Genomic DNA, 13,616 nt, shown 5'->3' with positions numbered 1-13,616 from the left:
GGTTTGACAGTTCTGGCTGTCATTATTTTTGTTGCTGCTTATACGAAGGTTTTTGGCCGCGAAGCCGACACGAAGGAGTTTCAGAAGGCGTTCGAAGTTCGAGCGGCGATCAGTGAGATTAAGAGAGAAGCACAGCCCCTCAAATTCGAGCAGCTCCTGGATACGAAATTTCAACAAGAGCTTGCTAGTCGAGTTAACGGTTTGGATGCCAGTGCCATTATTATAAAAAATAGAGAAGTTGTTTACGCAACGGAAAATTTCAATAAGATTGATATTGAGAGAAGTCTCATGCTCTCAGACAATCAGGCAACTCGAGATGAGGTCGAGCTTGCCGGTAAAACATACATGATTACTAGAGCAGATTATAAGCTGCCAACTGGCGATGTTGGTGTGCTGCTGCTGCTTGCCCCAATAAAGCTGAAAACGAACTTTTTTATGCTGCTGGGTATCTTTACAGTTTGTGTGTTCACCTTTGTTTTTTTGCTAACGAACTTCTGGGTATCTTATCGATTCTCCCGCGGCATTATTCGGCCGATCTCCAGACTCAAGGATGTTGCTAACAAAATCAGCGAAGGTGATTTAAGCCACGGGATTGCTGAAGAGGGCGAAGGAGAAGTTCGCGAGTTATGCAGAACGCTGGAGCTAATGAGAATCAAGTTGAAGGAATCGGTTTATTTGCAGGAGAAATATGATGATAACCGGAAGTTTCTGGTTTCGAGCATATCCCATGACCTAAAGACGCCTGTTACATCCATTAAAGGATATATTGAAGGTATTATCGATGGGGTAGCCAAGACACCCGAGAAAATGGAAGAGTATCTGGAAACAGCACGATCCAAAGCTATTCTGGTAAATGCCATGATCGATGATCTGCTTTTATATTCCAAGCTTGATTTGAACCAGCTTCCTTATCATTTTGAAAAGAGTGATTTGGCAAGCTACTTTGAGGATTGTGTCGCAGATCATAAATATGAATACGAAAAAGCTAACCTGTCGTTAGCGTTAATAAATGAACTTACTGAATCAGTCAAAGTATTAATTGATCGCGAAAGATTAAAGAGGGTCATACAGAACATTCTTGATAATGCAATGACATATGTAGAGAAAGCAGAGGGAAGGATTGAAATTATCCTCAGGGAAACAAGAACGTCTGCGATTATAGAAATTAAGGATAATGGAAAAGGGATACCCGAGAATAAACTTCCCCATATATTTGATCGATTTTATCAGGTGGACCCTTCAAGAAAAAGCGGCAGTGGTCTGGGACTTGCTATCGCGAAGCAAATTATTGAAGGACACGACGGGAAAATATGGGCGAAAAGTGCCGTAGGAGAGGGTACTCAGATAATGATATCTCTGAAGAAGTTCTAGGATGTTTGGAGGTTATGATGAAAAAAATTCTGATTATTGAGGATGACCAAAGCATTGCCAATCTCCAGAGAGATTACCTTGAGCTCAGCGGATACTCGGTTACGATGGTGAATAGCGGGTCAGCGGGTTTGAAAGTTCTGAAGGAAGATGATTTTGAGCTGATCATATTAGATATTATGCTCCCAGATATAGATGGATTTGAAGTATTGAAGAAAGTGCGTGAGCACGATGATATTCCCGTCCTTCTAGTGTCCGCAAGAGCAGAGGAAATCTATAAGATTAATGGCCTAGGCCTCGGTGCGGACGATTATATTACGAAGCCATTCAGCTCCGGCGAACTGGTCGCGCGGGTAGGGGCACATTTGAAAAAGTTCCAGCGGATGAAAGAACGTTTTGGTAAGGGGAATGAAGGAAGCACGATCCAAGTTAGAGGTCTAGAGGTTCAAAAGGAAGCCAGGCGCGTCTTTGTGAACGGAAATGAAGTCGTTTTGGCGCAAAAAGAATTTGACCTGCTCCTATTTCTATTACAGAATGCCAATCGGGTGTTCGGCAAGGAAGAGCTTTTTGAGAGGATCTGGGGCTTAGATGCGATGAGCGATGCCTCGACCGTAACGGTTCATATTGCCAGAATCAGAGAGAAAATCGAAGAAACCCCATCGAAACCCCAATATATTGGGACAGTTTGGGGATCTGGATATAGGTTTATAGTGTAAAAGAGCTGGTCCTAAGCAGGTAAACTAACATTACCTCACCTAGGGGCCAGCTTTCGATCATTTCAGCCGCTAATAGCTCCCATTGCGGTTTCTGTAGCTGACAGAGAATCGATCAATGACATAGCCGACAAGCGCCCATGTCGCGATCGTCAATACATAGATGATGAGCATCCGAAACATGGAGATCTCATAGATGTTCGTGAATGTGGATGCAAACCAGGCCGGTACGCTAAGTGCGTAGAAGATCATGTAAAAGGCATCATGATCGTGAAATAAATAATGACCTAAGCAGAGGGCTGCACCAATGAAGGTAAACAGCCAAGTATACGTGGATGTTCGCATGGTGAATCTCTCCTAGTTAAGGCTTTTTGCGGTGCCATTTCCGATTATGGTTGCTGTTGGTTGGAAATCTGTCTCCTTTTCTTAACGTGACTATTTTCGGGTTTTCAATTCCCATGTGAACAGCATCTTCACCCATCTCGATGTAAACGCCGTCGTTAGGTACATGATCGCCTTCATTGAATTGTGTCCACTCACCCACATTGATCACCTCATCGAAAGATTTTCAATCAGGTTTAGATTACCCTCCTGAAGGGGAAGCATGTACGAAATGGATTGCCATGTTCATCCTTGAGAGAAAGACTTGTAATCTGTCGATCAATTTGCTATAGTATTCAGGTGCGAGTTTTGAATAAGAATCCTCGCTCCTTGCTCCTTCGCTTGTGCGAACAAGCTTGAATAGGAGCCGCTTAGTCCAAAAGGAGGTGAAATACATGCGCAAATATGAAATGATGTACATCATTCGTACTGACATTGAGCAAGAAGTTGTTCAGTCTACAGTAGAAAAGTTTCAAGGCATCATCACGAACGGTGGAGGCGAAGTCTCCAAACATGACCTGATGGGCAAACGCCGTCTTGCGTATGAGATCAATAAGTTCCGTGACGGGCACTACGTGCTTGTACACTTCAACGCAGAACCTGCTGTTGTAACAGAACTTGATCGCGTACTTAAGATTACGGATGAAGTTATCCGTCACTTAATCACAAACGACGTAGCTTAATTTGCATGCCAGTATTTTCGTCAGGGGGAATGTCCGATGTTGAACCGTGTTATTCTTATCGGTAGATTGACCAAAGATCCAGAGCTTCGCTATACGCCAGCCGGTGTAGCTGTTACGCAGTTTACTCTTGCAGTAGACCGCCCATTCACAAGTGGTGGTTCGAAAGAACGGGAAGCGGACTTTATCAATATCGTCACGTGGAGGCAGCTTGCCGAAACATGCGCGAATTATTTGCGTAAAGGTCGTTTGACTGCTGTGGAAGGAAGAATTCAAGTACGGAATTATGATAATAACGAGGGTAAACGTGTTTACGTAACCGAAGTTATTGCTGATAATGTGCGTTTCCTTGAGTCTAATAATAGTGCCGGAAGTCGTGAAGAAGGCGGATCATCTAACTCTAACGCTAGCTACGRCGGCGGAAGCGGTAGTGGCAATCGTGGCGGTGGATCACGCGAGCAGCAGGATCCTTTCATTGATGACGGAAAACCGATCGATATTTCCGATGATGACTTGCCATTCTAAAGTAGAAAGGACTGAACAAACTAATGGCTTTCCAAAAAAGAGACAACAATAGTGAAGATCGCGGCGACCGCAAATTTGCTCCTCGTGGCAAAGGCGGTAAAGGCAAACGTCGTAAAGTTTGTTACTTCACAGTTAACAAAATCAAGCACATTGACTATAAAGACATTGAAACTCTTAAAAAGTTCATCAGTGAGCGCGGGAAGATTCTTCCTAGACGTGTAACTGGTACTTCCGCTAAGTACCAACGTGCATTGACGATCGCTATCAAGCGTTCCCGTACAATCGCATTGTTGCCATACACAACGGAATAGGGTTTACTGAGAAGGCAGCTGTTTATACGGCTGTCTTTTTTGTATGCCAATAAGTCGATAGGGCAGACGAGAGAACGCGCTGCTTTGTAGAGGCTTTCTTTTCTCCCCCTATTTTGTGGTATAATTAACGTTATAGTCTTTTGTAGGATGAGGAGAGATGACGGTTGCTGAATAGGGAAAAGGATGTAGACCTAGCCAGGCGGGCCAAAGTCATTGAGTGGCTCAAGACAGAAGTCGTAGATCACGTAGCGCACCTGCTTAAAGGCATATGGGAAGGCAGCCATGTCAAAATTGTGGATGGATTAGCCAGTTTAATCTCAAGCGGCTATATTTTGGGGAGAAGACTGGGTATTTCTTATCGCGATTTGGACGAAGCCATTGTAGAGAAAATGAAGAAGCACCGCCAAGAGGGCCATCAACTTGAGGATTGGTACGGCGACATTTCATCGCTCGAAGAACATTTACGTAAGAGGTGAGCCCGGTTGGGGAATCGAAGTTGGCAAAGCATCATTTGGAGTGCAGTGACGATACTATCATTGCTATCTCTAATGACGCCTTTTATTATTTTCACATTTAGTTTTCTCATGATCCCTGTATTAATGTTATATGTAAAATCAAGCACCAAACGTTTCGTCATCAGCTATGTCATTAGCTTGCTCGTCGTTTATTTGCTTACCCAGTGGCATGGGATATCCCTCATGTCCGTATCGCTGTTCTTCTTGCCGCCGGTACTGGTCATGGGTAATTTATACAAACGCAAAGCCGCTGCTAGGACGGTACTCACAGCAGGAATTATTACCATTCTGGCAGAGTCGCTGCTCAGCCTGCTCATCGGCTATTCGCTCGGATTCGATCCGGTATTGAAGTTCAAGCATTTTATGATGGACAGCATTGCAAGTATGCCGCCGAGCATTCGGGAGGTTCTGCCGAAGGACCAGGACTGGTATGTGAATTTCATTGTGCAAGTGATACCTCTGTATCTGATCTTCGTGGCGTTGTTCTACACGTTTGTGACTCACGGCATTAGCCGCTGGTTACTTAACAAAACGGGAGAAGGCATCCCAGGTCTACGCCCGATGCGGGAATGGATGCTGCAGAAATCCCTGGTTTGGATTTACTTGATCGTGTTCGTGCTCGATCTATTCATGAATCCAGCTTCCAATTCACTAATCCCGACGCTCATGATGAATGCGATGCCACTGCTAATGCTGGCGTTCGCCATTCAAGCGATCTGTTTTCTATTCTTTGTTGCTCATGCGAACAAGTGGAAGCCAATCTTGCCGATCGTGGCGATGATTATCCTTTGTTTCATGCCTCCACTTTTTATCGTTTACAGCTTACTAGGGGTATTTGATGTTGCGTTTCCAATCCGTGAACGGTTTAAGAAAAATTTATAGGATTAGGAGCTAGTTCGAATGCCGAAGTTCCTTTTAAAGCGATGGCACGGTCAACACATCGTGTGGATTTTCGTTCTGCTCATCATCATGTCAGCTACAATTTATATGTTCAAATGGTGGCTGGGCGTTACCGCCTTCCTGGTCTGCGGAACTCTGGCGTACTTCACACTTCAAGCGGAAACAGCTTTCCGCAAAGAGCTGAATATGTACGTCGGAACGATTACGCATCGGGTCAAAAAAGCCGGCAATGAAGTGATGAGCGGCCTTCCTATCGGAATTATTTTATATAATGAAGAGAAGCGCATCGAATGGCACAACCCGTTTGTGGCGAAAATGCTGGGTCAGGATTCCGTCATCGGCGAGTCGTTGTACGAATATTTGCCAGACCTGAAGAACCGGAAAGATAAAAGTGAGAAATTCGATCTAACCATCGGGAAGTTGATATATCAAGTATGGATTCGGCCCGAAGAAAGATTGCTCTACTTCCGGGAAATCACGGAGCATGCGAATTTGGCGAGAAAGTACGAAGATGAGAAAACGGCGATTGGTATCGTCATGATGGATAATCTGGAGGAGTCAACGCAAGGTCTGGATGATCAGACGCGCAGCATTATGCTGGCAAAAGTGACGGGTGAGATTACCGAATGGGCTCAGAAGAATCAGCTGTATTTACGTCGGACGTCCTCAGACCGTTTCCTTATTCTGATGGATCAGAAAGCGCTGCGTCAATTAGAGCAAACACGTTTTGAAATTTTGGACGATGTGCGGGATTTGACGATAGAGAACAAGCTGCCGATGACGCTAAGTATCGGGATTGCATCTGGTGCTGAACAGTTAACGGAACTTGGTCAAATGGCGCAGATGGGGCTGGATATGTCCTTAGGCCGCGGCGGCGATCAGGTGACGGTTAAAGTGGGCCAAAGGCTGAGCTTTTATGGCGGAAGAACGAATGCGGTTGAGAAGCGCACGCGGGTCAGAGCCAGAGTCATTTCCCACGCTTTGAGGGATTTGATGAAGGATAGCGATAAAGTGATTATTATGGGTCACCGCTTTCCGGACATGGACTGCATCGGCGCATCGATTGGCATCTTGAAGGCTGTACAAGTGGTTGGCAAGGAAGGCTACATTGTGCTTGAGGGTGTGAATCCGTCGATCCAGAAGGTGATGGAGACGATTGCCGCCGATGAGCGGCTGCACCGCTGGTTCATTACGCCAGAACAGGCGATGCAGATTACAACCCAGCGGACCTTGGCTGTGGTGCTGGATACACACAAGGCGTCTATGGTAGCCGAGCCTAAGCTGCTACAGCAGACTCACAGGGTCGTTGTGGTCGATCATCATCGCCGCAGCGAGGAGTTCATCAATGACGCGACACTCGTCTATATGGAGCCTTATGCGTCCTCTACATGCGAGCTGGTGACCGAGCTGCTGCAGTACATCAATGAGAAGCTGACGATGGAAGTGCTGGAGGCTACGACTTTGCTGGCTGGTATCGTAGTCGATACGAAGAGCTTCAGCCTTCGAACAGGGGCGAGAACCTTCGAAGCCGCTTCCTATTTGCGCCGTAATGGCGCTGATTCCGCGCTGATTCAGCGTTTGCTGAAGGAAGATCTCGATTCGTATATCGAACGAGCTGAAGTGATTAAGCATACAGAAACGATCCATGAGCACATCGCTTTGGCAGTTGCTGAGCCTAATCGCAAATATTCTCAGTTGATGATTGCACAAGTTGCTGATACATTGTTGAATATGACGAATATTATGGCTTCCTTTGTCATCGCTGAACGACCGGATGGACTGATCGGCATCAGCGCCAGATCGCTGGGGCAGATGAACGTCCAACTGGTGATGGAACGGCTGGGTGGCGGCGGTCATTTGACCAATGCAGCAACTCAGCTGGATGGCACGACATTAGAGGAAGCAACGAACCGATTGAAGAAAGTACTCGATGAAATGCAGGAAGAGGAGGGACTTTTCGAATGAAAGTCATTTTACTAAAAGATGTTAAAGGTCAAGGCAAAAAAGGTGAAGTTAAAGAAGTATCTGAGGGCTACGCACAAAATTTCCTAATTGCTCAGGGGCTAGCTGCTCCTGCGACAACTGGCACCGTGAAGGTGCTGGATAATCAGAAGAAAGCGGAACAACGCAAAAAGGATCAAGAGAAAGCCGATGCCAAAACGCTAAGCGAGAAATTGAGCGAAATGACGGTTCAAATCAAAGCGAAAGCTGGCGAAGGCGGCCGATTGTTCGGAGCAATTCCAAGCAAGCAAATCGCAGAAGTATTGGAGAAGCAGTACAAGATCGTGATTGATAAACGCAAAATCGTCCTCGAAGAGCCCATTCGTACGCTAGGCGTAACGAAGGTCCCTGTGAAGCTGCACAGCGAGGTTACAGCAAGTTTGAACGTACAGGTTCTCGAAGAGAAATAAGTGACAGAGAAGGCGAATGAGAGTCCCTAGGAGGGGCTCTTATCTATTCTTAACTATGAAAAGAAAGGCGGGTACTGAAGCATGAGCGGAGACAATATGTTTATGGATCGCGTACCCCCACAAAATATAGAAGCCGAGCAAGCAGTTCTCGGCGCAATTTTGATTAACGGCGAGGCTTTAATTACCGCGATGGAACGGATTTCGAGCGACGACTTTTATCGGGGATCGCATCAACGCATTTATGAAGCGATCGTTGAGCTAGCGGAAGATCAGGAGCCTGTCGACCTGATTACGCTRACATCGCTTCTGCAGAATAAGCAGCAGCTGGAAGAGATCGGCGGCGTTACGTATCTATCTGAGCTGGCGAACGCGGTGCCGACAGCGGCTAACATCGACTACTACGCGGCTATCGTCGAAGAGAAATCGATGCTTCGCCGTTTGATCCGCACAGCAACCCAAATCGTCACCAATGGCTACGCCAATGAAGACGATGTAGGGTCCATGCTGAGCGAAGCGGAGGCGAAGATCCTTGAGATCTCGCAGCGCCGCAGCTCAAGCGGCTTCGTGGTCATTCGCGATGTGCTCATGGAAGTATTCGAGAAAGTAGAGTCCCTCTACTCGAATAAAGGCGGAGCAACGGGCATACCTTCGGGCTTCGTTGACCTGGACAAGATGACGTCCGGCTTTCAGCGCTCCGACTTGGTCATACTGGCGGCGCGTCCTTCTGTAGGTAAAACCGCGTTCGCGCTGAACGTAGCCCAGAACGTCGGAGTGCGCGCCAAGGAAACCGTCGCGATCTTCTCACTCGAGATGGGCGCGGCGCAGCTCGTGCAACGTATGGTCTGCGCCGAGGCGAACGTCGATGCGAACCGCATGCGGACGGGGTATCTCGAAGGCGACGACTGGGAGAAGCTGACGATGGCCATTGGCGCCTTATCGGAAGCGAATATTTTCATCGATGATTCGCCGTCGATTACGGTTGCGGATATTCGTGCGAAATGCCGCCGTCTCCAACAGGAGAAGGGGCTTGGCATGATCCTCATCGACTACTTGCAGCTGATTGCCGGCCGCGGCAAAGGCGACAACCGTCAGCAGGAGGTCTCTGAGATCTCCCGTACGCTGAAGCAAATTGCGCGTGAGCTCAATGTACCGGTTATCGCACTCTCGCAGCTCAGCCGGGGTGTTGAGCAGCGGCAGGACAAACGTCCGATGATGTCTGACCTTAGGGAATCGGGTTCCATCGAGCAAGATGCCGACATCGTAGCGTTCCTGTACCGGGACGATTACTACGATAAAGAATCCGAGGCTAGTTAGGTGTAACTTCATAGTTTGACCAATATCCGAACGATTATACAGGTGCACTTATTATTGTTCGTTTTTCATTGACTTTGCGTAGGGGTACTGCTACACTAAAGACGGTGAAAAAAAACCTTGTTCGTCTGCCTGCACGACCAGATCTAAGCAGGGCAGCTTCGAGTTAAGGTCGTTTTTCATGCCGATAGGTAGGTGCCCTTCCTGCAGATTACTGCCGAGGAGACCTAGTTCCTTCGGTGAGTAGTGGACGCTGAACACTTTAGTGCTTTAATGAAGTCCATTTTTTTCAGTGGTACGAAAGCCATAACGGCTCATTATGGGTGACTCGTCACCGTACGGAGGTAAGTGCATATGTCAACGGTTGTTGTTGTCGGAACGCAATGGGGAGATGAAGGGAAAGGTAAAATCACGGATTTCTTAGCGGAATCTGCTGAGGTTGTTGCTCGTTATCAAGGTGGTAACAATGCAGGCCATACGATTATTATCAGYGGGAAAAAGTATAAGCTGACGATGATTCCTTCAGGTATTTTTTACCAAGAGAAAGCTTGTGTTATCGGGAACGGAATGGTTATTAATCCCGCAGCACTCATTGAAGAAATTAACTACATTCATGATAATGGTTTTTCGACAAAAAATTTAAACATCAGTGACCGTGCGCATGTTATCATGCCATATCATCTGGTGCTTGACGGTCTGGAAGAAGATCGTAAAGGCGATAGCAAAATTGGGACTACCCGCAAAGGGATCGGCCCTTGTTATATGGATAAAGCAGCACGCAACGGGATTCGTATCGCGGATTTGATGGATGCAGAAGAGTTTGAATTGAAACTAAGACGCATTGTTGCTGAGAAAAACGTGTTGATCGAGCAAGTGTATGGTTCCACAGGTCTTGATGTAGAGCCTATTCTTAGAGAGTACCTTGAGTACGCAGAAGTCATTCGTCCATATGTTACGGACACTTCTGTTGTACTGAATGAGTACATCGATCAAGGTCGCAGAGTCCTGTTCGAAGGTGCACAAGGCGTTATGTTGGATATCGACCAAGGCACATACCCGTACGTTACTTCCTCCAACCCAACGGCTGGCGGCGTATGTATCGGATCCGGTGTAGGTCCAACGAAGATCCACAACATCATCGGCGTAGCCAAAGCGTACACAACTCGTGTTGGCGACGGTCCGTTCCCAACGGAACTCGACAATGAAGTGGGCGCTTGGATCCGCGAAAAAGGCTTCGAGTACGGCACAGTAACTGGCCGTCCGCGTCGTGTTGGCTGGTTCGACAGCGTTGTTGTCCGTCACGCAAGACGCGTTAGCGGTATTACAGGCTTGTCTTTGAACTCCATCGACGTTCTGACAGGGCTTGAAACGGTTAAAATTTGCACAGGCTACATGTACCGCGGCGAGCTTATCGAGCACTACCCGGCTAGCTTGAAAGCCATCTCAGAGTGTGAAGCTGTTTACGAAGAGCTTCCGGGCTGGACAGAAGATGTGTCGAATGCACGTACATTGAGTGATCTGCCTGAGAATGCAAGACATTATATTGAGCGCGTTTCACAGCTGACAGGCATTCCAATCTCGATTTTCTCCGTAGGCCGTAACCGTGAGCAAACGAATTTGGTTCGTCCAATCTACGCATAATTCAATCGAGATAAATACAAAATCCTCTAGGCTCATTAGCAGCTTAGAGGATTTCTTTTTGTCTAATGGGACTTAATGGACATCAATTCGTCAATACTGGGAAGGAGGGAACAGATCTAAGCGTCAGGAGTGATAGAGAGAATGAAAGTATTAACGTGGCTAGRCAAAATCGTCATAAGCAGTGTACTTATTACATCAATCACAATGTTTACGACATGGTATGTGGTGAACATGTATGTAGAGGATATATTTCGACAATATCAGATACCAGCTTTGGGTAAAAAGATTCAATTTAGTGATTTTACTGCAAGATTGGCCGATGAGCTGAATATAGTTATGCGTAGAGACGGGGGGAAGCAAGCTGCCCCGGTGGAAACACCATCAGCAGCCAGTCCTAGTCCCAGTCCCAGCCCGTCAGGAAGTGTGCCTAGTGCTGGTTCGAGCGATCCCTTACACTCGGACGCAGGAGCATATGGAGGAGCAGCTTCCCAGGGAGTGAAGGATGATGCCGTAGCCGTCATGGGGCGAGTAAGTGATGCAAACGAGCAGAAGAAGGAACTTGTCATGTCGACCGAGGATTTCGCTAAGAAGAAAGAAGCGCTATCCAGCGACGATAAAATGAAAATATTTTCTCTTGTTGTTGCTAAGCTGCCGCAAAATGAGGTGCAGCATCTGTCAGCTTTGTTGGAGGACGGGATTACGACGGATGAGCTTAAGCAGGTCAATGATACGCTCAAGAAATATTTGAACGAGACGGAATTAAATCAATTAACAGCGATCCTGAACAAGTACTAGATAGCCTAATCCAAGATCTTGGATTAGCCCTAATGGAGCTGTCCGCCGAATTTCATAATGGTGTCTTCAGCTTGACGGTAGCGCGATTTCTCTACACAAACTGTGAGCGCATAAGAGGGTTCAGCTGCCGAAAGGCTATCAACCGATTGAATCAAACCGCCGGCAAAGTTATCCGTATGTGGCTCACCGCCATAATTGAATTTGATATCCAGTACACCTTGAGATCTAAGGACCTCAGCTGTTTTCTCCATCGTAGACCGATCTGTGAACGTAGCTTCCAAATTAATTTCCATGCATAAGTGCCCCTTTCAAATTTTCACTCCAATTCGTCATTTCTCGTAATTGGGTGCAAAATCTATTGGATTTATGTACAAAAAAATGAAACTTTAACGTCTTCTTTTGGCGGTGGACACGAATCTATCACATGGGGATCGAGTATTTTGTTGAAATAAGCAGAGAAAGTGTGTTAAATTTAACAAAAGGTAGATATCTTCACGGATATTATGTCTAATCAAGGTTTATTTATGTATTTTGGAGTAATTAATCATTAGGTTGTATTTGAATAATTACTTTATGGATGCAAAACCGTTCAAAGGGAGAAGATCATGACAGGTTTCAGGGGTATGCGCTTTGTTAAGGATCTCATTAAGAGATTCACACCGAAGCGAGAAAGCTTGACCGGAAATGAATCAATATCAGACAAGCAGCTGGAAGAAGTATCGACAACTACGACGCTAACGGTAATCAAACGACATAAATGGTCTCTAGTTCTGGGAGTTAGTGCAGTCGCGCTAACAGGGGCAATTGCGTTTGCAGGTCATCAATATGTGCAAGCGAATATGGTAAATGTATATCACGTGATGCTCAATGGCGAAGAAATTGGTGTCGTGAGCGACAATAAATTGATTGATGAATATAAGCAACAAAGACCACAAGAAGTACAAAAGAATTTCCCAGATGTTCATGTCGTTCTCAAGACTAACGGTGTTACCTACACGCCTGAAAAGGCTTACAGTCCGGCAACGGATGATTCAGCTGTTATCGCCACACTTAATAAGGCATTAGTGCCCCAACCGGTCGGGGTCGAATTGAAGGTAGATGGGAATACCATCGCGATTGTGAAGGATCAGCAGACGGCTGATCAGATTCTTGAACAAGTCACGGCTCCTTTTGCACCAAAAGCTAAGGAAACAGCTAAAGTTGCTGCACTATCCGCAAGCCAGGGCGAGGATATTTCCACTGCGCCGTCAGAGCTTGAGAAGGTAGAATTTGTTCAGCAAGTTGATAAAGTAGAAGTGCCGATTAAGCCAGATGAATTGGCTAAACCGGAAGATGTTGTGAAGAAGTTGACGACTGGCGATGTGACACCTGCGAAATATACGGTAGTTGAGGGAGATTGCGTCTCCTGTATCGCGAAGAAATTGGGCATTACGAAGCAATTCATCTATGATAAAAATCCTGGCCTTCAGGATGATAAGCTCAAGATTGGTAATCAGCTTGATGTAACTGTGCTTAAACCTAAACTGTCCGTCAAAACGACAGAGAAGATTGTGAAGAATCAAGAGATCCAATACGATACGGAATATGTGAAAGACGATTCACAACGCGTAGGCGTCGTTCAACCGATTTCTCCTGGGAAAAACGGGTTGAAGAAGGTGACGATCCAAGTGACGAAGGTCGATGGCTTAATGACCAACGAGCAGTTGGTGGACGAAGAAATTATTGATAAGCCCGTCACGGCGAAAGTGAAAAAAGGGACCAAAGTCATTAAAGGCGAAGGCACAGGGAAATTCGCGTGGCCTGTTATTTCTCCAAGTATCTCCAGTACGTTCGGCGTGCGTTGGGGCAAGCTTCACAAGGGAATCGATATTACAGGTAACAAGAACATCATGGCAGCAGACAATGGTAAAGTAACCGAAACAGGGTATAAATCAGATTACGGCAATTATGTGATTATCAATCATTTGAATGGTTACGAGACGTTATATGGCCATATGAGCAAAATCATCGCCACCGAAGATTCAATCGTTGAAAAAGGCGATATCATTGGCATTATGGGAAGTAC

The 13,616-nt window shown here is 46.2% G+C and carries 16 protein-coding genes; 13 read left to right on the top strand and 3 right to left on the bottom strand.

Annotated features, from left to right (window positions below; translation table 11 throughout):
- The first annotated feature begins 3 nt into the window (after positions 1-3).
- Positions 4-1,371, top strand: a complete 1,368-nt coding sequence (locus AC1DUA_RS11135; protein WP_477499805.1) for a sensor histidine kinase — start codon at positions 4-6, stop codon at positions 1,369-1,371.
- 17 nt (positions 1,372-1,388) lie between these two features.
- Positions 1,389-2,084 carry a response regulator transcription factor gene (locus AC1DUA_RS11130; protein ID WP_477499804.1) on the top strand — a complete coding sequence of 232 codons (696 nt, stop codon included), beginning with the start codon at positions 1,389-1,391 and terminating at the stop codon, positions 2,082-2,084.
- A 69-nt stretch (positions 2,085-2,153) separates the two neighbouring features.
- On the opposite strand, the gene AC1DUA_RS11125 is transcribed toward AC1DUA_RS11130, so the two are convergent.
- Together AC1DUA_RS11125 and AC1DUA_RS11120 are read right to left on the bottom strand one after the other, a co-directional pair.
- Positions 2,154-2,426, bottom strand: a complete 273-nt coding sequence (locus AC1DUA_RS11125; RefSeq protein WP_477499803.1) for a hypothetical protein — start codon at positions 2,424-2,426, stop codon at positions 2,154-2,156.
- A 16-nt stretch (positions 2,427-2,442) separates the two neighbouring features.
- Entirely contained in the window at positions 2,443-2,625 is a 183-nt protein-coding gene (locus AC1DUA_RS11120; protein WP_477499802.1) for a YjzC family protein, read from the bottom strand.
- Between the two features lie 232 nt (positions 2,626-2,857).
- Here AC1DUA_RS11120 and rpsF point away from each other — a divergent pair, with 232 nt between their 5' ends.
- The 10 genes from rpsF (at position 2,858) to AC1DUA_RS11070 (ending at position 11,551) form a co-directional block, all read left to right on the top strand.
- Positions 2,858-3,145 (top strand): 30S ribosomal protein S6, encoded by a 288-nt coding sequence (gene rpsF / locus AC1DUA_RS11115; RefSeq protein ID WP_145665445.1) that lies wholly within the window; start codon positions 2,858-2,860, stop codon positions 3,143-3,145.
- Between the two features lie 36 nt (positions 3,146-3,181).
- On the top strand, positions 3,182-3,667 hold the full coding sequence (gene ssb, locus AC1DUA_RS11110; protein ID WP_477499801.1) for a single-stranded DNA-binding protein: 486 nt from the start codon (positions 3,182-3,184) through the stop codon (positions 3,665-3,667).
- A gap of 23 nt (positions 3,668-3,690) precedes the next feature.
- Entirely contained in the window at positions 3,691-3,978 is a 288-nt protein-coding gene (rpsR, locus tag AC1DUA_RS11105) for a 30S ribosomal protein S18 (RefSeq protein ID WP_029196139.1), read from the top strand.
- Positions 3,979-4,142: 164 nt separating this feature from the next.
- Positions 4,143-4,454, top strand: coding sequence for a MazG-like family protein (locus AC1DUA_RS11100; protein ID WP_145665440.1), 312 nt, complete (start codon positions 4,143-4,145; stop codon positions 4,452-4,454).
- 6 nt (positions 4,455-4,460) lie between these two features.
- Entirely contained in the window at positions 4,461-5,375 is a 915-nt protein-coding gene (locus tag AC1DUA_RS11095; protein WP_477499800.1) for a DUF2232 domain-containing protein, read from the top strand.
- A gap of 18 nt (positions 5,376-5,393) precedes the next feature.
- Positions 5,394-7,358, top strand: a complete 1,965-nt coding sequence (locus tag AC1DUA_RS11090) for a DHH family phosphoesterase (protein WP_477499799.1) — start codon at positions 5,394-5,396, stop codon at positions 7,356-7,358.
- Positions 7,355-7,804 (top strand): 50S ribosomal protein L9, encoded by a 450-nt coding sequence (gene rplI / locus AC1DUA_RS11085; RefSeq protein WP_477499798.1) that lies wholly within the window; start codon positions 7,355-7,357, stop codon positions 7,802-7,804. The genes AC1DUA_RS11090 and rplI overlap by 4 nt, the downstream gene beginning before the upstream one ends.
- Before the next feature lie 81 nt (positions 7,805-7,885).
- Positions 7,886-9,118 (top strand): replicative DNA helicase, encoded by a 1,233-nt coding sequence (dnaB, locus tag AC1DUA_RS11080; RefSeq protein WP_477499797.1) that lies wholly within the window; start codon positions 7,886-7,888, stop codon positions 9,116-9,118.
- Between the two features lie 351 nt (positions 9,119-9,469).
- Positions 9,470-10,756, top strand: coding sequence for an adenylosuccinate synthase (locus AC1DUA_RS11075; protein ID WP_477499796.1), 1,287 nt, complete (start codon positions 9,470-9,472; stop codon positions 10,754-10,756).
- A 141-nt stretch (positions 10,757-10,897) separates the two neighbouring features.
- The gene (locus AC1DUA_RS11070; protein ID WP_477499795.1) at positions 10,898-11,551 is read left to right on the top strand and encodes a hypothetical protein; all 654 of its coding nucleotides are present in this window, start codon (positions 10,898-10,900) and stop codon (positions 11,549-11,551) included.
- A 29-nt stretch (positions 11,552-11,580) separates the two neighbouring features.
- Here AC1DUA_RS11070 and AC1DUA_RS11065 read toward each other — a convergent pair whose 3' ends face one another.
- Positions 11,581-11,844: a hypothetical protein gene (locus AC1DUA_RS11065; protein ID WP_477499794.1), complete on the bottom strand. Its 264-nt coding sequence runs from the start codon at positions 11,842-11,844 to the stop codon at positions 11,581-11,583.
- 312 nt (positions 11,845-12,156) lie between these two features.
- Here AC1DUA_RS11065 and AC1DUA_RS11060 point away from each other — a divergent pair.
- Positions 12,157-13,616 (top strand): peptidoglycan DD-metalloendopeptidase family protein (locus AC1DUA_RS11060; RefSeq protein WP_477499793.1); only part of this gene is annotated, 1,460 nt, incomplete at its 3' end.

It is taken from the genome of Paenibacillus sp. 01T422, from assembly GCF_056398785.1.
The sequence above is the reverse complement of the archived record's forward strand: the minus strand, read 5'-3'. Positions and strand labels throughout refer to the sequence as shown.

Coding starts and splice junctions, on each gene's coding strand:
- AC1DUA_RS11125 (WP_477499803.1), bottom strand. CDS start 2,426: ATGCGAACATCCACGTATACTTGGCTGTTTACCTTCATTGGTGCAGCC.
- rpsR (WP_029196139.1), top strand. CDS start 3,691: ATGGCTTTCCAAAAAAGAGACAACAATAGTGAAGATCGCGGCGACCGC.
- AC1DUA_RS11090 (WP_477499799.1), top strand. CDS start 5,394: ATGCCGAAGTTCCTTTTAAAGCGATGGCACGGTCAACACATCGTGTGG.
- AC1DUA_RS11130 (WP_477499804.1), top strand. CDS start 1,389: ATGAAAAAAATTCTGATTATTGAGGATGACCAAAGCATTGCCAATCTC.
- rpsF (WP_145665445.1), top strand. CDS start 2,858: ATGCGCAAATATGAAATGATGTACATCATTCGTACTGACATTGAGCAA.
- rplI (WP_477499798.1), top strand. CDS start 7,355: ATGAAAGTCATTTTACTAAAAGATGTTAAAGGTCAAGGCAAAAAAGGT.
- AC1DUA_RS11065 (WP_477499794.1), bottom strand. CDS start 11,844: ATGGAAATTAATTTGGAAGCTACGTTCACAGATCGGTCTACGATGGAG.